Annotated in this window: 20 protein-coding genes and 1 pseudogene; 4 read left to right on the forward strand and 17 right to left on the reverse strand. The window is 45.0% G+C overall.

Features of this window, described 5'->3' with window-relative positions; all coding sequences use genetic code 11:
- Window positions 1-60 precede the first annotated feature (60 nt).
- The gene (locus ACFSUC_RS11175; RefSeq protein ID WP_379929685.1) at window positions 61-477 is read right to left on the reverse strand and encodes a VOC family protein; all 417 of its coding nucleotides are present in this window, start codon (window positions 475-477) and stop codon (window positions 61-63) included.
- A 467-nt stretch (window positions 478-944) separates the two neighbouring features.
- Here ACFSUC_RS11175 and ACFSUC_RS11180 point away from each other — a divergent pair, with 467 nt between their 5' ends.
- Entirely contained in the window at window positions 945-1,676 is a 732-nt protein-coding gene (locus tag ACFSUC_RS11180; RefSeq protein WP_379929687.1) for a PmeII family type II restriction endonuclease, read from the forward strand.
- 40 nt (window positions 1,677-1,716) lie between these two features.
- On the opposite strand, the gene dcm is transcribed toward ACFSUC_RS11180, so the two are convergent.
- Window positions 1,717-3,042 (reverse strand): DNA (cytosine-5-)-methyltransferase, encoded by a 1,326-nt coding sequence (dcm, locus tag ACFSUC_RS11185; protein WP_379929688.1) that lies wholly within the window; start codon window positions 3,040-3,042, stop codon window positions 1,717-1,719.
- A 312-nt stretch (window positions 3,043-3,354) separates the two neighbouring features.
- On the opposite strand from dcm, the pseudogene ACFSUC_RS11190 reads away from it, so the two are divergent.
- Window positions 3,355-4,297, forward strand: a pseudogene (locus ACFSUC_RS11190) (IS256 family transposase); the annotation flags it as partial.
- A 120-nt stretch (window positions 4,298-4,417) separates the two neighbouring features.
- Here the strand turns inward: ACFSUC_RS11190 and ACFSUC_RS11195 are convergent.
- The 6 genes from ACFSUC_RS11195 to ACFSUC_RS11220 form a co-directional block, all read right to left on the reverse strand.
- The gene (locus ACFSUC_RS11195) at window positions 4,418-5,068 is read right to left on the reverse strand and encodes a hypothetical protein (protein WP_379929689.1); all 651 of its coding nucleotides are present in this window, start codon (window positions 5,066-5,068) and stop codon (window positions 4,418-4,420) included.
- Window positions 5,069-5,176: 108 nt separating this feature from the next.
- On the reverse strand, window positions 5,177-6,439 hold the full coding sequence (locus ACFSUC_RS11200) for a DUF262 domain-containing protein (protein ID WP_379929690.1): 1,263 nt from the start codon (window positions 6,437-6,439) through the stop codon (window positions 5,177-5,179).
- On the reverse strand, window positions 6,439-7,638 hold the full coding sequence (locus ACFSUC_RS11205) for an FRG domain-containing protein (protein WP_379929691.1): 1,200 nt from the start codon (window positions 7,636-7,638) through the stop codon (window positions 6,439-6,441). The genes ACFSUC_RS11200 and ACFSUC_RS11205 overlap by 1 nt, the downstream gene beginning before the upstream one ends.
- Before the next feature lie 265 nt (window positions 7,639-7,903).
- Window positions 7,904-8,383, reverse strand: a complete 480-nt coding sequence (rlmH, locus tag ACFSUC_RS11210; protein ID WP_379929693.1) for a 23S rRNA (pseudouridine(1915)-N(3))-methyltransferase RlmH — start codon at window positions 8,381-8,383, stop codon at window positions 7,904-7,906.
- Between the two features lie 63 nt (window positions 8,384-8,446).
- Window positions 8,447-9,034, reverse strand: coding sequence for a hypothetical protein (locus tag ACFSUC_RS11215; RefSeq protein ID WP_379929694.1), 588 nt, complete (start codon window positions 9,032-9,034; stop codon window positions 8,447-8,449).
- Window positions 9,035-9,391: 357 nt separating this feature from the next.
- The gene (locus tag ACFSUC_RS11220; protein WP_379929695.1) at window positions 9,392-9,649 is read right to left on the reverse strand and encodes a hypothetical protein; all 258 of its coding nucleotides are present in this window, start codon (window positions 9,647-9,649) and stop codon (window positions 9,392-9,394) included.
- 743 nt (window positions 9,650-10,392) lie between these two features.
- Between ACFSUC_RS11220 and ACFSUC_RS11225 the strand changes: the two genes are divergently transcribed.
- Window positions 10,393-10,689: a hypothetical protein gene (locus tag ACFSUC_RS11225; protein ID WP_379929696.1), complete on the forward strand. Its 297-nt coding sequence runs from the start codon at window positions 10,393-10,395 to the stop codon at window positions 10,687-10,689.
- Between the two features lie 149 nt (window positions 10,690-10,838).
- Here ACFSUC_RS11225 and ACFSUC_RS11230 read toward each other — a convergent pair whose 3' ends face one another.
- Window positions 10,839-12,134 carry a S1C family serine protease gene (locus ACFSUC_RS11230; protein WP_379929697.1) on the reverse strand — a complete coding sequence of 432 codons (1,296 nt, stop codon included), beginning with the start codon at window positions 12,132-12,134 and terminating at the stop codon, window positions 10,839-10,841.
- A gap of 192 nt (window positions 12,135-12,326) precedes the next feature.
- Here ACFSUC_RS11230 and ACFSUC_RS11235 point away from each other — a divergent pair, with 192 nt between their 5' ends.
- Entirely contained in the window at window positions 12,327-12,614 is a 288-nt protein-coding gene (locus tag ACFSUC_RS11235; RefSeq protein ID WP_379929698.1) for a hypothetical protein, read from the forward strand.
- On the opposite strand, the gene ACFSUC_RS11240 is transcribed toward ACFSUC_RS11235, so the two are convergent.
- The 8 genes from ACFSUC_RS11240 to ACFSUC_RS11275 form a co-directional block, all read right to left on the reverse strand.
- Window positions 12,611-13,414: an MBL fold metallo-hydrolase gene (locus tag ACFSUC_RS11240; protein ID WP_379929699.1), complete on the reverse strand. Its 804-nt coding sequence runs from the start codon at window positions 13,412-13,414 to the stop codon at window positions 12,611-12,613. The genes ACFSUC_RS11235 and ACFSUC_RS11240 overlap by 4 nt on opposite strands.
- Before the next feature lie 64 nt (window positions 13,415-13,478).
- Window positions 13,479-14,201, reverse strand: a complete 723-nt coding sequence (gene yycI / locus ACFSUC_RS11245; protein ID WP_379929700.1) for a two-component system regulatory protein YycI — start codon at window positions 14,199-14,201, stop codon at window positions 13,479-13,481.
- A 13-nt stretch (window positions 14,202-14,214) separates the two neighbouring features.
- Window positions 14,215-15,501 carry a YycH family regulatory protein gene (locus tag ACFSUC_RS11250; RefSeq protein ID WP_379929701.1) on the reverse strand — a complete coding sequence of 429 codons (1,287 nt, stop codon included), beginning with the start codon at window positions 15,499-15,501 and terminating at the stop codon, window positions 14,215-14,217.
- A complete protein-coding gene (gene walK / locus ACFSUC_RS11255; RefSeq protein ID WP_379929702.1) occupies window positions 15,494-17,341 on the reverse strand; it encodes a cell wall metabolism sensor histidine kinase WalK in 1,848 nt (615 codons plus the stop codon). The genes ACFSUC_RS11250 and walK overlap by 8 nt, the downstream gene beginning before the upstream one ends.
- A 10-nt stretch (window positions 17,342-17,351) precedes the next feature.
- Window positions 17,352-18,056, reverse strand: a complete 705-nt coding sequence (yycF, locus tag ACFSUC_RS11260; RefSeq protein ID WP_379929703.1) for a response regulator YycF — start codon at window positions 18,054-18,056, stop codon at window positions 17,352-17,354.
- Between the two features lie 144 nt (window positions 18,057-18,200).
- Window positions 18,201-19,793 (reverse strand): peptidoglycan DD-metalloendopeptidase family protein, encoded by a 1,593-nt coding sequence (locus ACFSUC_RS11265; RefSeq protein WP_379929704.1) that lies wholly within the window; start codon window positions 19,791-19,793, stop codon window positions 18,201-18,203.
- A 125-nt stretch (window positions 19,794-19,918) separates the two neighbouring features.
- Complete coding sequence (locus tag ACFSUC_RS11270; RefSeq protein ID WP_379929705.1) at window positions 19,919-20,533, reverse strand: hypothetical protein; 615 nt, start codon at window positions 20,531-20,533, stop codon at window positions 19,919-19,921.
- A gap of 214 nt (window positions 20,534-20,747) precedes the next feature.
- Entirely contained in the window at window positions 20,748-22,031 is a 1,284-nt protein-coding gene (locus ACFSUC_RS11275) for an adenylosuccinate synthase (RefSeq protein WP_379929707.1), read from the reverse strand.
- Window positions 22,032-22,161: the final 130 nt, after the last annotated feature.

Consider the following 22,161-nt stretch of genomic DNA (forward strand, 5'->3'; position numbering starts at 1 on the left):
GAGAGAACTCGTCCAATCGATTCCGAATGGTTCGCCTTATGCTTACCAAGAGGCTTACCTTCAACACGCGGTATAAATTTGAAAGGTTACACCGAACTTGTCTGTCACATCACCAAAGCCGGGGCTGAAGGATTCCTCCCCAAACGGTATATTGACTTGCCCCTCTTGCCGCAAGGCTTCATAGATGCGTTTTGATTGTTCGACGTTATTGGTTGTGATGCAAATCGTGACCCGCTTCCCACTGTCCATTGGTGTACCACCAGGTGAATCGGAGAGCATGAGCTCTGATTCTCCCACTTTCAGTGTGGCATGTGCCACCAGACTCTTTAATTCGTCCGTGAACGTATTTGGCATGTCTGGCATATCTCCGTAAGTCATGATGGACAGCACCTCGGCACCGATGGCTTCTTCATAGAACGAAATGGCTTCTTTCGTTCGTCCCTCCAAAGTGATATACGGCGTAAGCTTGATTTTCATACCCTGTTCCTCCTCCATTTGGATGAAATGAATTTTGAGATTCATAAGTATAGACGTTCAAGCTACGGCAAAATCATCGGTTAGTCTAGGATCAATGATGGACATGCCCATTTTTACTTTATTGATTTTGAGGAAATGCCGAAGCATAGCAATCCCGGGTCATCTAGACAAACATTGGTAGCAATCCAATAAATCTAAGTTCGGCTGAAGAATTCTGTCGAACCTGCTCCCAGTTCTGCCAAACCTTAAGAATCCTCCACTATACACTTTGCTCTGATTATGTGACCTCTGTTAATCTGCTTTTGTTTTTACTATAAATATAAAGCTCACTATACATTGAATAAATGAGGAGAATCTTTAAATGTAAATTATTGGACAACTTCGTGTATTTAAATGGGGGAGTTCTGAAGTAGGTGTTTTTATGGTAATATATTCTCAAAGCCCAAAAGAGATGGGAGATTATGAAAATGACAGTAGATAACCAATCGGTACTTGGCGAAGATGTGCTAAATCAAATCATTGAGAATGCTAAAGATTTTTTCAGAACAGAAATTGTACCCAATCATATTAAAAAGACTGAAGAGTGTAGAGACCTAAAGGCATTTAGACTAAACCCATTTTTAGATAAATATAAAGCCAGCTTTATAACTGGAAATATTGAAGCAATCAGCATAGCAAAGGCATTAGTGTACCCTAGGATAATAGGCACTTCAATAAATACGATATTCGGAAATAAGCTTCAAAAGTTTTGCAGCGAAGTTTTGGAAGGCTTTGCATCTACAACCTCCGGGATCGATATAGAATTCATCGACAAATTAGATGGTAAAAGGAAATACTGCCAAGTAAAGGCTGGGACTAATACGATCAATGCAGATGATGTATACACGATAATCAATCATTTCACAGGTGTTAAAAATCTTGCACGTACTAACAATCTTAATATTGGCATTAATGATTTAATCGTCGGAGTCTTCTATGGTCACCCTAATGAATTAAGTGGGCATTACAAAAGACTGCAAAGAGAGCATCCCGTTTATGTAGGTACTGACTTTTGGAATCGCTTAACGGGGCATATTAACTTTTACGATAGAATCACGGATGCTATTGGGGACGTAGCAACTGAGACAGATGGCACAGCGCTAGTTGAAGAAGTCATTAACAGCTTGGCAAAACAAATTGAAGTTTCACTTAAATACTAGCATTTGAATAATGAGAGGAGGATTCCTCCTCTCATTTTATTTATATCTGGTTCAAAACTTCAACAATTGAAAGGCCAACTGCTTTAGCAAAGCTCACTGGGACTGCATTACCAATTTGTTTGTAGCGGTTAGCCGTAGATCCTTCGAACTCCCAACTATCAGGAAAACTCTGAATCCGCGCGTATTCCCTAACGGTAAACGGACGTGTCTCATCAGGATGACATCTTTCAGTTTGCTTCTGCGCAGGGGAGCATGTTAATGTCAGCGAAGGCTCTTCCCAAGATAAACGCCTAGCCATACCTGTTCTTCCCCCACCGGAAAAGTAACTCTTTCCCATGTATTCCCTTGCTAAGCCATCAGGAAGATCCCGCCAATATCCCCCCGCTGGTACTAAATCCAAATACTTTTTCTTTGACTCGGGGTAACTTGCTCCGTCAGATTTGGGAACATCTTTAAGAACATCTTTTAGAACTAGGGTGCGACCATATGACTCAGGAAACTTGTAGCTAATATTTTTAGATTCAACCAAGTCCCTTCTAATACCAACAATTACAATTCGTTCTCTCTTTTGAGCTACATCATAGTTTAACGCGCTTAGAACTTTCCATTTTACCACATATCCCATATCTGAAAATACTTTCAACATCGTTTCTAGTGTTCTTCCATTATCATGATTAACAAGTCCTCTAACATTTTCCGCAAGGAACATTTTAGGCTTTAACTCTTGCAATATCATCGAATAATAATAAAACATCGTTCCTCTAATATCATCTAAACCCATTTTCTTTCCAGCATAGCTAAACGCCTGACAAGGATATCCTCCCGAAAGCAAGTCAATCTCGCAATCAGTTTTTAGATATTGACGAATTCCCGATGATGCTACTTTAATTACATCTTCCTCAATTACATTCCATTGAGGTCTATTAGTTCGCAGTGTTTGGCATGCATTTTTATCAACTTCTACAAGACCTAATGTTTCAAATCCAGCACTTTCTAGTCCTAAAGCAAGACCACCAGCACCCGCAAACAATTCCACCACATTATATTTCTTGATTGGAACTGTGTTTCTTACGTCTATAAAATCTATTGAGTCATCATCGTTCTCAAGTAATAGTTCCTCATCAATATCCAATTTTTCTTTGGTCAAATACATTTCTAGTTGTTCTTTAACTACGATGTCATCCAAAGGCACATTCAACACTTCACATAATCTCCTAGCATTTGATTTAATAGGGTCGAACTTGGGGGATAGCAGCATAGAAAGTTGATTTTTTGTAATGTCCAACTTCTCGGCGAGTTCTTTCTGTGATGAAATACCCGCCTTCTTCATTGTAGCTCTTACTTTATCCTTACTTATCAAATACATAGATAACCCTCCGAAAGAGTTAAGTTATTTATTTAACTTTCTAAGGGTATTATATTCCACTTCTATTAGTTTAGTCAAACGAATGTTCGCTAATGGTAATACAGTTTCTCTATTTCCCAGCCTTTTTTTGACTACCATTAAGTATGTACGGGTCAACGTATTGCGTCTCGGTATAACGTATTAAAGAAAATGAAAGTGAGGTGGGCAATTGTAGAGGCATTATCAAAGTATACGATAAATCCATTGTTTGAGTCTGTAAACTAGATTGTGTAAACTTCTAATCCGATTAATAGAAGTAGGAAAAAGGTTGAGATGGAAGTGGAAATGGACGAGCATTTGGGCTATGAAAAGCATGATGTAAAGAGCAAACAAACAGGAAATAGCCTCAATGGCAAAAGCAAAAAGAAGATCATAAGTGAATATGGAGAACAGGAGATTACGATCCCTCGGGATCGCCAAAGTGAATTTGATCCGATCGTGGTCAAGAAGCATCAGTCAAATGTAAACGGAATCGAAGATCAAATCATCGCCCTGTATGCCAAAGGAGTCAGTATCCGCGAGATTCAGGATCATTTGCAGCAATTGTACGGTGTAGAAGTCTCCCCAACTTTCATTTCCAACGTGACGAACAAGATCCTCCCTTTGGTGAAGGAGTGGCAGAATCGTCCGCTCCAGGGCATCTACGCAGTCGTCTATTTAGATGCGATTCAATTCAAAGTGAAGCAAGATGGCGCGTTCATCAACAAAGCAGCTTACATTGTCATCGGGATTGATCTGGATGGGATGAAGGATGTACTGGGCATGTGGATTGGAGAGAATGAATCCGCTAAGTTTTGATTCAACCCGTTATGTTTCTTACAAGCATTTTAAAAAGGTGCCAGCGACAGAGGAAATGGCTTTCATGGAACTGGATCGGTTTGAAGAAACGTGGGGCAGCAAATATCCCCTCATCCTCCGCTCCTGGCGCAATAACTGGGAGGAGCTTGCCGCCTTTTTCAAGTACCCGCCAGAGATTGGAAAACTTATTTATACGACCAATATCATCGAAAACTATCATCGTCAATTACGAAAGGTGACGAAGAGAAAGAGCATCTTCCCGACAGATGATGCTCCTCTAAAGATGTTTTATGTCATCACGATGAATGTCACACGAAAGTGGACAGATCGTGTTCAGAATTGGGGACAAATTCTTCTCCAGCTATCTGTCTTCTATCCAGATCGAATGGGCCACATTTACCCTGAATCATCTCCCTAAGGGAGATTCCTTATAAATGAGTTTACACAAAATTATAGACAGACCTTAGCATTAGATCTAAATTCCACTGGACTCAGGATTGAGTTGTAATCTTTAAGCAGGCCATTTTTATTAAATATCTTATTGAAGAGACTCTTTTTTATCAATCCTTAGACTATTATAGATACCTAGATCAACTTTATTTGACCGTCTTCCATTCTTAATAAAGGTGATCTGGTCATAGAAAAACTCCAAACCAATATAAACTCCTTTTTGCTTTGCAAATTCCCTCAATTCGTCGTGACAACAATGAGTCCAACTAAATAATACAAATTCCCAACCTTCTTCAACCAAACCTTTAATATCATATAAAAAACCTTCCTCTTTATTGTATCCTTTCCCATCTCCTGTGCAGAGTAGAATTGTTCCCTTATTTTTTTTATACTTTCTTGTATGTCGGTGCATGCTTAACTGAAGTATATGATCTACGGTCTCGCTTTCCCCTTCAGAAGAGCGTTGAATTAGATCCGGCTTAATTCCCTTTTTTCTCAATTTTTTCCATACTTTATCGCTCTCAGGAGGTGTACTTCCTCCCCATACAACCTCCGAAAAATCAAATGTCCCTTTAGAAACCATATAAAGGAAATTAGAAAAGTGTATCCGCAAATCAAAGCGAGATTCACCTTTATGAGCGGCAAGTCTTTGTCCTTCAATAAAAATATTGGAATTATCGACGTAAAGTAGTAAAGGTTTTTCAAATGGTTTTGACCCACTAATAAAGATATTATACAAAATAAATTCACCCTCCCCTAAATTGCTTACTTAGATACTATACCATATTGTGGGAATTAAGATATGTTATCTTTTTCCATTAATGCTAAAGACCTATCTAAAGAGGCTCTAAATAAGAGTGCTATTCCTTTGGATAAACGAATTTATTTCCTCTACCTTCTCTTCTTTCAGACTTAAAGATGAGAGCGGGAGGTTGTGTATTTTATTATTTATAAATAAATAGTTCATAGTATTCTTCATGTTCGTAGTTGATGCTTTATATTCTATATCTGCAATAGGAGAATGAGATATTACTTCTTTAATTTCTTCAACTAGACTTTCCTTTTCAATATCTATATCAAAGTAATGAAAGATTGCAGCTAAAATTATAGATACCCCCATTAAAAATTTACTCTGTCGCTGTTTGTCTTCAGAGATCATACTTGTTGAAAAGGGGTATTCTATTTTTTCGGATATTTTAAGTAGAAAATTATTGAATTTTATAAATTCTTGTTGTAAATATTCTAGGTTCTCATTCTCATTATTTTTATATTTAACAGATTTCCTTTCTAAAAATTTTTGGGATGCAGTAACTCCATCCCTTACATCTTCTTGAAGCCCGCTTTCTATTACACTAAATATAATACACAGCTCTTGATGATTTTTTTGCTTATCATTACGTGATTTTGTTATATTATAAATACGAAGTAGCTTCAATTCATTTGATTCTTTATTAAAATTTAATTCATCTTTCTCATTCGCTTCGATTAATATGTTAATAAACCTACTAATATATTTACTAGTTTCAGAAAAATATGTAGCCATTTCAATCTCTTGAATTTCTAATGGTTTCGTATTCCTGTTATATCGTTTAAATAGTTCTATTTCAATTTCAGGATCTTCAAAGCTTTCAAACTCCAATACAGATAAATGACTCGCTAATATTTTTATCTTATCTTTTTTTTCAAGTTCAGAAAAAGTCCTGTTCTCATAAAATGGATCATTTCCTAAAATATCGAGGTTCTTAAGCGGGAACTTATTATTAATATATCTATAAATTGCATTTAGTCGATGCTGTCCATCCATAACATGTCTTATTTGAGCGTCATTTTGTCCAGATATGACTAAAAACACTTCGGGAATAGGTATTCCTACTAACAACGATTCTATTATAGAACTTTCTTCTTTAGTTGATGAACGATATGTACGCTGATAGTCTGGACTTAGTACTATCCCTTGTAAAACTTCCATTACCTTCTCTTCATTCATATCTTCCACTGATAATTTTAAATATTTTTCTCCCTTATCAATAAATGTAACTATATCTTGAACGGATATAAGCGGTCGGTTTGCTTGAATATTTTTTATTGAATCCCTAAATTTATTACTCACTATTTGTTTCCCCCTTGCAACTCTTCATAATGAAACCTTATTGATTTAACCACATTGTCTTTATCAGGATATATATTTTCAAACGTTATACCTAAATTAAACAATTCCTTGAGGATTTCCTTTTTATATTCTTTGTTAATAATCACCACTTTACAATGATCATATAACTTTTTACCAAACTCTTCTTTGTCTTGGGCAGAAACCTTTAAAAAACATCCTTTTTGAAAATGAATTCTTTCATTTGAGTTTCCAAGCTTTATAAAATATGATCTTGAAGCATATCTTTTCATATTTTCAATAACTGATGGAATAGAATAGTCTATTAACTTTTCTCTTTGCCCTACTGTGTCAGTATTATATGCAAGGGAATCGATAAAATAGACAATTGAATGTTGTGTTGAATAATTATAATCCTCAATTGCAAATAACAATGATATTAAGTGTGCTTCTGTAAAATCTAAATAGTCTGTCGGCAATCCAAAATGTTGACCTTCTGCCCTTAGTTCCTCGTCAGATTTATGCTTTATTTCTTTGTCATAGTAAATAATTTTTTGCTTAAAAGCACCTTCATATATATCTGAATGAATCTCGTAATCTTTCTTGTATCTTCTATGTAATGAAGGTAATAAATTGAATGTACAATCTTTTTGTCCTCTTGAGACAAAATTAACTGTTAACTCTGAAACGAAATCAATGTATTCACTTAAATTGGAAATAAATTTTATGCTTGATTCTGGTAAACCTATTGAGTTTGAAATTGTACTTACTACGTTATATTCACTCCACTTCTCATTCTCTTCAGTTTTATTCCTAATTACCTCCCTAATTATATCAAATTTAATCTCAATGTTAGTTCCATTGTCGAAATCCTCTACATTAGTTAACTCCTCTAACCTCAAGCTTTTTAGAATTTCCAAATCTATTTTGTTAGTTTCCTCTTGTTCTTTTTTATCAATGAAATATGATTGTTTTATGTACAATAAATTGGATAGATAAAAATTAAATTCAGATTTATTTTTATCCGTTAATTCTGATGAATCAGCCAAACTATCTTCCAACTGCTTGTCGTCCATTTTAGAGATCATCTCAATTTCCTTCAAATAAGCAGTCATTATCTTTCTTAATACATCATCGTGTTCACTTAAGTTGATTATTCTCAAGTCATCAATCTGGAATATGTTTTTTACAATCTCTTGCATATTTACATCTCCAATCACAAAATAATATTATAAATTTAAAAAAATGAAAATTTAATCCTTCTGTTCAGTTTCTTGCTCATTCTTTTCTCCATATACTCAATTGCCTCCATCAAGAAACTAGATGATGTTATTAACAGAGTTGTAAAATCCCTGTTAGTATATTTAGATGTTGTATTAATGGGTACAACTCTTTAAATTCATTTAAAACTTGAAAGACACGGGGTAGTGAATTGTTGTCAAATGTAACGAAACGAAAAATTCGCCCTTACTTATGATACGGTTCCCCCCGAATAATCTTAAACCCCCGGTAGACCTGTTCCAGCAGCACCAAACGTAGCAACTGATGCGGGTATGTAATCTTGCCAAACGACAGCTTCAAATCTGCCCGCTTCTGTACCTCAGACGACAGGCCCAGCGATCCTCCGATGATAAACGTCAAGTGGCTGCGCCCGTATGTCGCCAGCTCGTCCATCTTCCTGGCTAGCTGCTTCGAGCTGTACATCTCCCCGTCTATGGCCATCACAATCACAAAACTGTCTGGCTTCACATGCGAGAGAATTCGCTCTCCTTCCTTTTGCATCACTTGCTCTTCCTCAGCTTTGCTAAGCTGTTCCGGTGCCTTCTCGTCCGGCACTTCAATCATTTGCAGCTTGGCGTAAGCTCCCAATCGTTTGCTATATTCATTGATCCCTAAAGTCCAGTATTTCTCCTTGAGCTTTCCCACTCCAATGACGGTGATGTGCAAATTAAGTCACTCCTATAGAATATCGACAATTCCAGTTCTTCGTCAGAATGCTTTTGTTTTCTTTTATGACGCTTCTTTAGTTAAGTAGTTATCCGCAAATTCCTGCAAGTTTTTCAATAACTTTTCTATTTCATCACCAAAAGCTTTGGGCTCGATACCGCTACAACTATCCTTCTCATAAACTTTATTAATTTGGTCTAATAAGATTTTAGAGCTTGGTATCTTACTTAATTTTATCTGAAGTAGATATTTGCATTTCATAGAGATGCTTCTATTCCCGCTAGTGTTATGACGATTAGTATAATAGTATGCTGAGATATCTGTTATAAACTCTGCTACAATTACTGCAACATCGTCAATGAGCTTTTTTCTGTTGAACGTGCGTTGAGATTCTCTATCTATTTCTAGGTTTACCTCAGATTCCTCTTGTATCCTTCTTGTTTCTAAAGTAGTAATATAAACAGCTACTAAAGTACCTATCCCCCCAATAATCCCACCTAAAAAGCTACCCAAGAAACTTGCCCATTCACCATTTGAAATGGCTGAGTAGATCTGATTTCTAAAAATAACATACTCCAAAATAAATGGAATTATAATTGATAAAAGTAAAAATACAATTAAAATTCCAAATATCGATTTTTGCCGCTGCACGATACTATTCACCCCGATATAACTGATCTACGAGTTTAGAAAAAAACAGGACTTGTCGTGTCAAAAGCTTGGTGACAGAAGTCTTTCTGCTATAGCCCGTGTGGTCTCAACTCGGTCATATCAGTATTGCTTGTGATTTCCCTTATTAGCTCAAAGAAGAATATATGATGTTCAATGGCTTCGATATTGTCCCGGCTGTTCAGTAGATAATCCTTCATAATCTTCTCACAAGATATTTAGTGATCTAAGGCATCCATACCGACTACATGGTTTTCTGTGAAGTCAATCAGATCTAGGAAAAGGCTTCTCCAACTCAAGGATGTGAGGAAATAGAAATGCTTGTTGTCGTAATCAAAGTTAACCCGTTCCTTTTATATATGGGTGAAAGAGAGCATTCGCAAAGTACGTCTCTTTTTCGCTGAATAAATCCTCACAGTTCCCCCAGAGCATATAGTGCTTTTCACTATCCTGGGCAGGAACACTCGGATTTTGAGAATTCCTGATGTTGCCTGTGGCGGTTTTCTTAAGCGTCCGCATAACCATTTTCGGAACGATGTGGCTTAACTCTAAGCTGGTCTCTGTACCACATAAAACACACTTTTTTAGTTTATACATCACATCACCACCTTAATTTTTAATGTGTCTCGCCACGTTCGCAACAATTTTACAGCCTTCCCGCATAGCTCTCGCATAATTCCTTACTTCACCACTCCACATAACTCGATTGTCCGCCACTGTTATTGGCTCACAGAGACAGAAGTGTTCCTGCTGTTCCGCTGATCACTGTACCCCACGTGGTCTCCAAGAGAGACGCTATCAGAAGCCTGAGATTCATCAGCATCCCCTCCTTAGATTGAACAGCAACTACATTACGACTGACGTATAGAACCAGCGACAACATTCCAATTAGAAGTAAAGCCACAGGGTCAACGAACAGTTGCAGAAACACTTCTGGCTGGAGACATGCTGTCTCTGTCGGCCAACAACATTTCTCAAACCCCTTACAATATCCTCCATCTATTAATTTATCCATTCTGTTCAAAATCTCATTCAAGTAATTTGTTATCGTTTTGAAACCAATGATTAAACCAATCAGAATAGCAAAGCCTGAAAATAATACCAACCTCATTTTCTCGCCCTATACGACAATGATATCCAAAGTATATCAAATTGTGCAGATAATCACTAGTTCAACTATCATTTGTGATTAAAATCAAGGGCAATTTGATTCATTTTTCATCTGTTTACCATCTATAGATGTTCAATCAGTCTTATTTCCTACTGATCGTGTGTTCAAATTGTGAGGCTTGACCGATAAGCTTATAAATATAACGCAAATAGAGGAAGGAGGTAAGGAATTGACTACGGCTAAAAAACCACACACTTCCTACAATCAGGAAGAGGACGAGTTGTTGAAACGGATCTACACCTGCAATCAGGCGACGGAGTCGATGTTGCAGATGATGGAGGAGGAGCCGGCTGCGATCCATTCATTGACGCTGGAGGACATCTTGCTCCACATCCATACGATGAAGCAGGATCTGCAAACCGAGTTGCTCCATCTCCTGCTGGAGAAGGCTATTCACAGCGAGCAACGAGCACAGGCGGATGAACTTCCCTCCCCTGAAGACCCGTCCACAGAAACCGGGTCCTAATCCCTCGCTGGTTTCATCCGAAAACGTTCGTCTACATAAAGAAGGTGCAGGAAAACCCGTGACGTTCATCACCAGGCTTCCCTGCACCTTCTGTATTTCTGTATGATTCTCCACTGCTTGCTTATAGAGGGATTCTTCCAAATCTCCCCCTAATCGAACACAATCATGCCAAGTTCCAGCTCAACTGTGGATGACTCGCCATCCCGGTAAAAGGTAACGGTCAGCTCGTCTCCGATGGCTTTCTCTTCATATAAATATCGTCTCAGCTGGGACTGGGTATTGATCTCGTTCTCATCCAGGGCGACGATGATATCCCCTTTCTCAATACCTGCCGCCTCAGCTGGCCCATCCGCTTCTACCTGCAGGACGATCAGGCCATTCTCGGCTTCTGCCGGAACGTCCAGCTCCACTTCCTCCTGCTCTACATATGCACTCACTTCCGTAAAGGCAATGCCAATAAACGGACGCTCCACGATGCCCAGATCCATCAGGCTCTCAATAATCGGCTTGGCATCGTTAATGGGAATCGCAAACCCGATTCCTTCTACCCCGAGATCCGCAATCTTCATGCTGTTGATTCCGACCACTTCCCCGCGGAGATTCAACAGGGCACCGCCGCTGTTGCCGTGGTTAATCGCCGCATCGGTCTGGATGACATCCATTTCCCATCTAGTGCCGTCCAGCTCAATCGGCATCGTCAACCGGGCATCACTGATGACCCCGAAGGAAATGGATTGAGAGAAATTCAGGCCGAGCGGGTTACCGATGGCGACGGCCATTTCACCCTTGCGCAGTTTGTTACTGTTGCCGAACTCGGCCACTTGCCCAATCCCGCTCCCGTCAATCCGGATCACCGCCAGATCGGTCAGCCAGTCGCTTCCCACCAGCTCAGCGTCTCGTACTTCTCCATCCGACAGTACAACCTCCAGCACCGCGCCGGCCTCGACCACATGATGGTTCGTCACGATGAAGGCGTCGCCGTCTTCTTTCTTGATAATGATCCCCGAGCCCTGCAGCACTTCCTCCGGCTCCATTTCTTCCGTCTGATAGTTGAGAATACTGACAATCGCGGGCTGAATGCGATCTGTAATCTCAATGAGCTGATTGTTCAGATCCAGGACCGACATGCCATCCGAAGAGGCCAGCTTCTCATCCTCCGCTGTACGGGTCTGCTGCTCCTGTTCTTCCTCTTCCTCCCGAATATCATCGGCAAAGACAGACACCAGCTCCTTGTCAGCGCCCGGATCGGAAGTGCCTCCCGAGGTCACATTCGCGACAATGACCACTACACTCACCACACATAGGCAGACAGACAAGAGCAAGGCAATCGTCCTCCAGTTCCCTGAACTCGCGCTGCCCCGGCTGCGTCTACCCACCTTGAAATGCTCGTCACCGTCCATTCGCGGCTTTCTTCGATAAAAATCATCGCGATCCATCCATGACATGAACCTCGCCTCCTTCATTGGTCTCCTGCGACCCACAGAAACGAGGCCGTAAGGGTTCATTCACCGCGCCGCTCTATGAAATCGGTCCTAATCTATGAAACCTGTAACATCTATGGCATAAAAGCAGCCTGCTTCGCTTACACTAATAGAAAGCACGTCCATCCCTCCACGATCGAAAGGAGCTGTATGTCCATGTCCACCCATTTCCCTGCTGATTCCCATGCCCATGCTGCCGAACGGTCTGCCCAGCTTCCGCAGACGCCCGCTTCGACCTCACACACCCAGCGCTCCTCCTGTTCTCTCTCTCCGCTGGAACAAGTCAACCTGATTGGTCAGCTCGCAGATCTGAAGGAAACGGTCTACAGGCAAAGCCTGCTCATCAGTGCGCTGACGGAAGTATTGATTGATCATAAGATGATTACCCAGGATGAGCTGGCCCAAACCGCACACCGCATCGATCATGAATGCGAGTATGACTAGTGATCCAGTGAATCCCAGAGCGTAGGCCGATCATAATAGGTGTCCATCAGCGTCACCCGCCGATTTTCCAGATGAAAGCCTCTCTCTTTACATAAATTATTCACCGTCATCTTCGCCAAGTCCATCAAATTGTGATCCTGGCTGAGATGTGCCAGGTAGACGCGGCGCGTATGATCAGCCAGCAAGGTACACAGCGCCTCCCCCGCGGCTTCATTGGACAGATGGCCTTCATCACCGAGGATGCGCCGCTTGATGTTCCACGGATAGCGTCCGATGCGCAGCATATCTACATCGTGATTCGATTCCAGCACGAGCACATCTGAATCCGAGATCATGTCCCGCACCTTCGGACTAACATAACCAAGATCCGTAGCCACACTGAGCTTGCGGTCTCCTTCGCGGAAGCAGAATCCGATCGGTTCGGCGGCATCGTGCGAGACGGGATAGCTCTGTACCTTCAACTCTCCGAAGGTCAGCTCTGCTCCGGTCTCTATGATCTCTCGCTGATCTTCTTCGATCTGTCCGACATGCTTGTCCATCGCCTGCCACGTCCTGGCATTGGCATAGATCTTCAGTCCATGCTTGCGAGCAAATATCCCGAGCCCCTTCACATGATCGGCATGCTCATGCGTGACCAGGATGCCATGAATGCTGTCCCCCCGCACCTCGCGCTCCTTCAGCAGCTGATCCAGCTTGCGCCCGCTCAGTCCGGCATCAATCATTAACGTAACGTCCTTGCTCTGAATAATCGTGGCATTGCCGGTTGAACCGCTTGCCAGTACACTAAACCGTATTCCCATGATGATAAAATCCTCTCTATTCCACTTCTATCTCGCATCCCTGACGCAGGCAAACGAAGCCGCCTTATCGCGCCACTTCCTCCACCTCACCATTGATCGCGTGCAAATAATAGATCGTTCCGTCTTCCAGTGTAAATCGCCATTTCGGCGCCATGACCTGTGTATCAGAATTATAAATCTTCCCGTGATAGCCCAGGCGGATGTCTTCGACTACGGTGCCCGGAACGAGATAATTCTCCGCCAGCAGCTGCAGCGCGGTATACGCCGACAGCACCGTCTGATTCTTCTCGCTGTCACCCGGCAGCACCTCTACATACTGCTGAGCGTATCCGTAAATTTCATCGTTCTCCTTATACAGCTTCAGATTGACTTCAAACATCGGCAATCCCTCAAACAGCTGATTGTACATCAGGATGCCTTCCTCATCCATCACCGCATCCCGCTCGTATTGATCCATTCCCTGTACGTGCTTGATCAGGTCCTGCTCCATCTGCTCCATCAGCACCCGCTCCTCGACAGGCAGTCTCAGCATCGCGTCCCCAAGCTGGTCCTCCTGATCGGAGAAGCGCACCGTAATCTCCCCCGCCTTTGGCGTCTGCTGCGGGATGTCTCCGAGTACGGTCACAGACTTGGCTTCAAGTAGCGCTTCTGTTTGCTGGGTGACCTCCGGACTGTGCAGCTGCGTGCCCAGCACATCCTTCTTCACCACCCACAGCTGATAGCCGAGTACGAGATTAAGTCCCAGGAAGGCCAATATCAAGATGGTTTTTGCTCTTCCCCATTCCATATGCCTTCCTCCCTTATCTCGTCGGCAACATGTCGAAGCTGCCGTCTGATTTCTGTATCGCCCACATCGGGATCATCTCGACGTATTTCTCATTCACACTCGCCTGGAAGGCTGGGAACACGTGAACGATCTCATTGCGGGACGAATGAGCTGCAATCAGCTCCTGCAACCGGTCGCCCCCGACCAGCGTCATCTCCGTGCGCGATACTTCCTCCTGCAACTGCAACATAGACCGCTCATAGTTTGAGACGATGGACTTCTGCATGGTCAGCCTGATCTGCCCATACGGCTGCATCTCAGTGGCGATAACCGGGTACATGCCGATATATTGCATAAACGTAAACTGCTGATTCCATGGTTCGGGGTACGCTTGCAGCATGTACGTCCCATTCCAGCCCCCGTGCTGATTAATGAACTGCACCGCACTGTAGAAATGATTGCGGATGTCGGCCCACTCCTGCACAGGTGCAACGGGATCAGAGTACGCCATCCATTTGTCGAGCTGATTGATCTGCAAGCCGCGTTTGCCATCGGTGTAGATCTCGGTGCCATCCTTCTCCGCGAAGTTGCGGCTAATACTCGGATCTACAAACAAGCTATTCTTCCACTGCTCCGGTGTAAATGTCTCATACGTAAATTTCAGTCGCACAGCCGGCAGGTTCTGTTCTGGCAAGTAATACAGGCCATCCCTCGATCGATAGTTGTTCTGGCTGTTCATATATTCCCCGAAGGCCACATACTGCTCAATATCGCTCGGCTGCAAGTCAGCCTGTGTCGATTCATACACATTCAGGCCATTGCCGGAGAAGAAGTACACCCGAACCTCGCTGTCTCCTTCCCCTTCATTGGCAATCCAGATCCGGTTGATCTCATCATCGGTATAGATAAAATCCCCGCGCAATTGCAGGATGGTCTGGAGGATCGAGATCGGAATGCTATCCTGGAAACGAATTTCCAGACCGCGCGTTGTGGTGCGCAGCTCCTCCCAGTTCTTCGCACTTCTGGACAGAGGACGGAAACCGTCGAACGTACGCTGCTTGATCTTCTCCTCGTAGATTTTCTTGTAGAACTCCTGCGACGGATACAGCACGGAATGGCGATCGTCACCGAAATGAAGCACGATTTCCCGCGGGAACAGCAGATCCTGCACCTCCAGCCGAGACCCTTCCAGCTCGGTCTGCACATAAGAGGTGCTGTCCATGCGCTCGAACTCCGGCTTGCTGTTCACGAGCAGGAAGGTCTGCCATAAACTGACGACAACCAGCAAGGACAACAACGTGGATTTCAGCTTCTCATACACGGTTCTTCACTTCCTTCTCCACGCTGGGCAACGTAAACGTGACTGTCGTACCCTGTTGATCCCCGGCTTCCAGACCGGACTCCAGCCGAATCGTCCCGCCATGCGCCCGCACAATTTCCCGGGCAATAGAGAGACCCAGACCGGTTCCCCCCATGTCGCGTGAACGGGCTTTGTCTACCCGGTAGAAACGCTCGAAGATTCGTTCCAGATCCTTCTTCGGAATGCCCACACCCGTATCCTGTACCTTAAAGGCAATCCAGTCGCCCGGGACGGCATACGCCTCCAGCCTGATCTGTCCTCCTGCAGGTGTATACTTGATCGCATTGGAAACCAGGTTATCCAGTACCTGATCCATCGCATCACTGTCCACATAGGCATCCGGCAATCCATCCTCCAGAATGAGCGCGATGTCGATATCCTTCTGCTGCAACTGGAAGGAGAAGCGATCGGCCACAATCTCCAACATGTCTTCCACCGATGCGGCCTGCTTGTGCAGAACGGCCTGCTTGCTGTCGAATCGGGACAAGTGAAGCAGATCATTGACCAGCCGGATCATGCGCTCCGTTTCATTGCGCGTTACGCCGAGAAACTTGTTGGCCAGTTCCGGGTCGTCCATTACCCCTTCATCCAGCGCTTCCAGATAACTCTTGATCGTCGTCAGCGGCGTACGCAGCTCATGGGACACATTGGCTACAAACTCTCGTCTGGACTGATCCAGTTTCTCTTCTTCGGTTACATCCTCCAGCACAATAATCGTCCCGGTCAGCAGCCCTTCACTGCGCCGAATCGGGGTAAAGGTGACTTTGATCTTGAGGGGTTCATTCAGTTCATGCGTATGAAAATCGATGACCGTCGTATGGTCATCGCCTAGTACGTACTGATCAATCTCCGGCTTGGTAATGCCGAGAAAATCGGCAATCTCTCTGCCTGCGGCCTGCTGCTCCGTCACTTGCAATATCTGCAATGCTCTCGTATTCATCAGCAGAATCGTGCCAGTATCATCCGTCGCCACCACGCCATCGCTCATGTTGGACAGAATCGAGGCCAGCTTGTTTTTCTCCTCCTCGATCGAGGACAGGGCTTCCTTCAGTCGCATGGTCATATGGTTAAAGGCGTGTCCCAGCTGTCCAATCTCATCATAGCCGATAATATGCAACCGCTGATGAAAGTCTCCGTCCGCTATGGCTGTGGCTCGCCTAGTGATCGCCTTGATCGGCGTTGTGATCGTATTGGCGAGGATAATGCCCAGAATCGCCGTCAGGGCCAGCGCGATCAAGGTCCCGGCTATGAAGATCTGGTTAATGCTGTCGATTGTGCCGAACAGTTCCTCCATGGAAGCAATCATGTAGATGGCGCCCACGATTTTCGTACCGTCCTTCACGGGCAAGGCGAGTGCTTTCTTGCGCACGTCAAAGGCATCGATGACATCCCGCTCTTGATCCTTAATCCCCTGCAACGCCCGGCTGATCGTCGGATCGGTGTTCTTCTGTCCGACGTCTCCGGCATACATGGAGGAGCTGAGGACGATGCCGTTCAAATCGATGACCTGAATCTCGGCCCCGATAATCTGGTTAAAGTTGGTGACGACATCGTTCAGGCTCTCTTTCTTGGTCACGGTTTCCTCCGATTGCAGGTCGGCTTTTACCGCCAGGTACGGACGGACATACTCAGCCAGCAGGCTGGCTTTGCCATTGAGATCCTCGGAGAAATTATTGCGAAATGAGTCTTCCATCGTCTTCACGAAATAGACGCCAATGAGTTGCATGGCAATCAGAATGAGCAAGACGTAGATGACAATGAGCTTCATCTGAAGCGTTTGATAAAAGCGAAGGCTCTTCATTCGCTCCCTCCTATTTGCGAGCCGCCATCATATAGCCAAGACCCCTGCGGGTGACAATATATTCCGGCTTGCTGGGATCATCCTCAATCTTCTCTCTTAAACGACGAATGGTCACATCCACGGTGCGGACATCGCCAAAATATTCAAATCCCCAAACCTGCTGCAGCAAATGCTCACGTGTCATCACCTTGCCGGAATGCTTGACCAGGTAATGCAGGAGCTCGAATTCCCGATGCGTCAGATCCAGTGCATCTTCGTCCTTGTAGGCCACGAACATGTTGGTGTCGATCCGCAGATTCATATAGCGCAAATCCGGATCACTCTGCTTCGTCTGCTGCCCCTGCTGCCTGGAAGTCTGTCTGCGCAGATGCGCCTTCACCCGGGCCAGCAGCTCCCGTGTGCCAAAGGGCTTGGTCACATAGTCATCCGCGCCCATTTCCAGGCCCAGTACTTTGTCCAGCTCCGTATCCTTGGCTGTCAGCATAATGATCGGGGTATCGATCTGACCGCGCAACTCGCGGCATACGTCCATGCCATCCTTCACAGGCAGCATGAGATCCAGCAGGATGAGGTCGGGTCGCTCTGACAGCGCCTGATCAATCGCCTCCTGACCGTCAAAGGCACAGACCACCTGATAGCCTTCCTTCTCCAGATTGAACTTCAGTATATCTGCAATCGGCCTCTCATCATCGACCACCAATATTTTTCCGTACACTGCCGCATCCTCCTCTGCCGCCTGGCTGTAACGTCCAATATACTCTAGTCATATTCTATCATATCTACAACAAAAAGAGACAGGCTGGAGGAATCCCCCAGGCTGTCTCTCTGTCTATTTCTATCGAAGTTCTCTATGCGAGATTTAGTTCAAATAAGTTAATGGATTCGTATAGCTTCCATTTTTCAAAATTTCAAAATGCAAATGAACCCCTGTCGAATTGCCGGTATTGCCCATCACGCCCACCTGCTCGCCCTTTTCCACTTTGGTGCCTGCGGATACGGAAACTTTGTTCAGGTGCGCATACAGCGTCTGGTAGCCATTTTTGTGATCGATGATGACGGCATTACCATAACCGGATTTCTTCCCGGCGAACGTCACCTCACCGCTGTCTGCGGCAAGAATCGTCTTGTCCTTGGATACCATATCAATGCCCTTGTGCATGCTGCCCCAGCGCATGCCGTAGCTGCTGGTCAACGTGCCGCCTTTTACAGGCCAGGCGAAGTTTCCGGTGCCCTCGCCCTTGATGACCTTGGTTCCCTTCACGATGACAGCTGGAACGGATTCAACGAGAATCTCTTCGCCCACCAGCTCTTCCTCCATCAGGTTGCCGTTGACAGACGTGAGACGGAAAGTCATCAGCTTTTTGCCGTCTTTACCTTGCTGCACGACCTTGGTCTTGCCCATTTTCATATTGTCATCGTATTCATACTGCGTCTGATACTGAATCTCCTGCACTTCCTGGGTCGTCTCCACGGTCTTCACGGAGAGTCCCGGCTGCAGCACGGTCAGGTCGAGCTCGTCGCCCACCCGAATCATATCATTCACGATCCATGCATTGTTTTCATAGATCACTTGTTTGGAAATATCAAATCGACTGGCAATCGCGGAGATACTGTCGCCTTCCTGTACCACATACTTCACAGGCTTCACATTGCCGGTCTCAAGCTTCTGCTTCACCTGCTCGGAATCACTGAACAGGATATCGGGCTGATCCAGTTTGTCAGCGTCTATCTCCACTTCCTTCACGGAAACAGGCTCAACAAAATCCACCGATTCCAGCTTGTTGACGGTCTTTCCGGTATCTGCGGACTGGGAGCCTGAAGCTTCAGCACTCGCAGAAAGCACCTTCACGTCACTTGCTGCTTCCGGTTTGGATGCAGGTGTAAATTTGGCTTTTAATGATTCCAGTACCTGATTGGCTTCGGCTTTCGTCTTGAAGACACCGACGACCTTGTCTCCGACAACCAGCTCCACCCCGAAGGCTTGCGGCTCAATGAGCTCTTCCAGCTTCTCCAGGACTAGAGCGTCATCACTCTCTGCCATGAAAGCCCTTTCACTCTTGAAGTCGATTCCGTCATCGTTAAACGCGAGTTTGACATCTGCGTGCTCAGACTGCACGGTGTCCACGACTTCCTCTACGTGGTTCAGCACCTTCTCTTCACTACTGGCAACGCCAATCAGTTCATCCTGAAAATATACTTCATAGACTTCATTCATATTCGCTTCTACATATTCATGACCCGCATAGGTAGCACCCGCGAGGATCGTCAGGGCTCCAGCTGTGGCTCCGATTCTTAATTTGTAAGCAGACCATTTGGATGGTGCTGTCTTGGATGGTTCTACATGCTGAACGTTTAGGGCTTCGACATTGGGATCGTGTGCACGATTCGTATTCAGTTTTCGTTTAGGCAGAATGGACTTCATCCATCCCTTTCCTTTGTTCATCCAATTCATGTGTATACCTCACAACCAAGGCTGTATTTGTACAAAATCTCTTTTATACTGTACCACAGCATGGACCGTTCGGCAATTGTTTTTGACCCCAATGACTTTTAACAAGGGATTATATGATTAGTCTTTTATTGATATTTTTCAATTAGCGAGAGCAGCTCATCCAGTTCCTCCGGGCTCACATACGTGCCGATCAATTCCTTCATGGCGATAAACTCGGAGGTCGTAATGCCATTCTCCATGTAGGTGGATAATGTCTGCAGCTCCTCCTGAGGCAACTTGGTAATCAGCATACTGAAAATCTGCATCTTGTCCTCCGCAGACAGCTTGTCTTTCGTATCATGGAAATCTTCGGTCGAGATGATCACTTCATCCTCTTCCCCGTGCTGTACCGTGCCGCTGCTGAACACGGGCAGCGCATCTTGTCCTTCCGGCTCTGACTGCTCCTGCTCCACGGGTTCGGACTCGGTATCCGCCGGAATCGGATCATCAAGGCGCGCCTGTTCCTCTCCGACCTGTCTGGCCCACTGCTCGGTCCGATCACTCGTGCTGGGCATCCATTGCTGCGTCAGTCCGGTAAGCAGATCGCCGACCTGTACGGTGTCGCCTGACAAATTGAGATTCCACTTCATCAGTTGCTCTTCGATATACCACTGCACCGCATAAATGGAAGCCGTAGATGATACCAGGCTTACCATGATACAAAACAGCATTGCTTTGATACCCCGTTTAATCCATCTCATGCTCCATGGCCTCCTGCCGTCTGTCTGCTGACTTGATCCTCACTAGTATTGACGAAGGGGATGGAATTGTATTCCATAGAAATGAAATTTATAAAGGGATTTACCTAATGAAATAAGCTGCCCGGGCAGAGAACCGGTGATCGGTACTCCGCACAAGCAGCTTATGACAGGTGGTGAATGATGCTAGATGAAATGGCAAGGTCTCTTGTGACCTTTACGCATAGATCGGACGAACGATATTGGTCTGCTCCCGGTTCCGTCCAACGGAGAAGATCGAGATTGGAATCCCGGTAAGCTGACTGACCCGCTCCAGGAAATGTCTCGTATTATCAGGCAGATCACTCAGGGAGCGCGCACCTGTAATGTCTTCAGACCAGCCTGGAAGCTCTTCATACACCGCTTCGCATTCAGCCAGCATGTTCAGGTTAGCCGGATAGTGCTCAATGAGCTCACCCTGGTATTTGTATGCCGTACAGATCTTGACCGTTTCCAGACCAGACAGGACATCCAGTGAGTTCAGTGACAATCCGGTAATGCCGCTTACCCGACGTGCATGACGCACGACAACACTGTCAAACCAGCCGACGCGGCGTGCACGGCCTGTCGTGGTGCCATATTCATGTCCCTTGTCGCGAATCCAGTCGCCGGTTTGGTTGTTCAGCTCAGTTGGAAACGGGCCGTCTCCGACGCGAGTGGTGTAAGCCTTGGCTACCCCGATTACCTGATGAATCTTGGTCGGTCCGACACCAGAGCCGATACATACCCCGCCTGCGGTCGGATTGGAGGACGTTACGTATGGGTAGGTGCCCTGGTCGATATCCAGCATCACACCCTGTGCCCCTTCGAACAGCACCCGGCGGCCTTCATCGATGGCGTTATTGAGCACCACGGAGGTGTCCACGACATACGGACGAAGCTCTTCGGCATAGCCCAGGTAGTCCTGAAGCATCTGATCGATGTCCAGCGCCTCGCCGCCATACATTTCGATCAGCTGGTTTTTCTCTGCTGCAATGTGGCGCATTTTCAGTTCAAATACTTCTGCGTCCAGCAGATCCGCGATCCGAATGCCGATCCGGGCTGCCTTGTCCATGTAAGCTGGACCGATCCCTTTGCGTGTGGTGCCGATTTTGTTCGGTCCCTTGCGCTCTTCCTCCAGCTCATCCTGAACAAGGTGGTAAGGCAAAATAATATGCGCGCGATCACTGATGCGCAGGTTGTCAGTTGAGAAGCCATTTTCATGAATGTATGCAATTTCTTCAATGAGCGCTTTCGGGTTCAATACCATTCCGTTCCCGATCACACATTCTTTGTCGCCATAAAAAATACCGGAAGGAATTAAATGCAGCTTGTATTTTTTATCTCCAATCAAAATGGTATGTCCGGCGTTATTTCCGCCTTGATATCTGGCTACGACCTCTGCTGATTCTGCCAGATAATCGGTGATTTTCCCTTTGCCTTCGTCTCCCCACTGGGTTCCGACTACAACAACGGTTGACATCTGTTCATACCCCCATCGGGTGTACGGTGACACCACGTATATTTCCGCATTTTGCGGCATTCTAAGTGTAGCAATCCCTTCCATTAAAGTCAATGAAAAAACGAACAATTAGGTATGTCCATACCCAATT

Origin of the sequence: Marinicrinis sediminis, assembly GCF_042685085.1 — a bacterium.
In the GTDB taxonomy this organism is placed as follows: domain Bacteria; phylum Bacillota; class Bacilli; order Paenibacillales; family KCTC-33676; genus Marinicrinis; species Marinicrinis sediminis.

Excerpts from the sequence above, each read along its gene's own strand:
- yycI (WP_379929700.1), bottom strand. The coding sequence starts at position 14,201 with ATGGAATGGGGAAGAGCAAAAACCATCTTGATATTGGCCTTCCTGGGA.
- ACFSUC_RS11180 (WP_379929687.1), top strand. The coding sequence starts at position 945 with ATGACAGTAGATAACCAATCGGTACTTGGCGAAGATGTGCTAAATCAA.
- dcm (WP_379929688.1), bottom strand. The coding sequence starts at position 3,042 with ATGTATTTGATAAGTAAGGATAAAGTAAGAGCTACAATGAAGAAGGCG.
- ACFSUC_RS11230 (WP_379929697.1), bottom strand. The coding sequence starts at position 12,134 with ATGTCATGGATGGATCGCGATGATTTTTATCGAAGAAAGCCGCGAATG.
- ACFSUC_RS11220 (WP_379929695.1), bottom strand. The coding sequence starts at position 9,649 with ATGTATAAACTAAAAAAGTGTGTTTTATGTGGTACAGAGACCAGCTTA.
- ACFSUC_RS11265 (WP_379929704.1), bottom strand. The coding sequence starts at position 19,793 with ATGAATTGGATGAACAAAGGAAAGGGATGGATGAAGTCCATTCTGCCT.
- ACFSUC_RS11205 (WP_379929691.1), bottom strand. The coding sequence starts at position 7,638 with ATGCAAGAGATTGTAAAAAACATATTCCAGATTGATGACTTGAGAATA.
- ACFSUC_RS11275 (WP_379929707.1), bottom strand. The coding sequence starts at position 22,031 with ATGTCAACCGTTGTTGTAGTCGGAACCCAGTGGGGAGACGAAGGCAAA.
- walK (WP_379929702.1), bottom strand. The coding sequence starts at position 17,341 with ATGAAGAGCCTTCGCTTTTATCAAACGCTTCAGATGAAGCTCATTGTC.
- ACFSUC_RS11270 (WP_379929705.1), bottom strand. The coding sequence starts at position 20,533 with ATGAGATGGATTAAACGGGGTATCAAAGCAATGCTGTTTTGTATCATG.
- ACFSUC_RS11235 (WP_379929698.1), top strand. The coding sequence starts at position 12,327 with ATGTCCACCCATTTCCCTGCTGATTCCCATGCCCATGCTGCCGAACGG.
- ACFSUC_RS11240 (WP_379929699.1), bottom strand. The coding sequence starts at position 13,414 with ATGGGAATACGGTTTAGTGTACTGGCAAGCGGTTCAACCGGCAATGCC.
- ACFSUC_RS11175 (WP_379929685.1), bottom strand. The coding sequence starts at position 477 with ATGAAAATCAAGCTTACGCCGTATATCACTTTGGAGGGACGAACGAAA.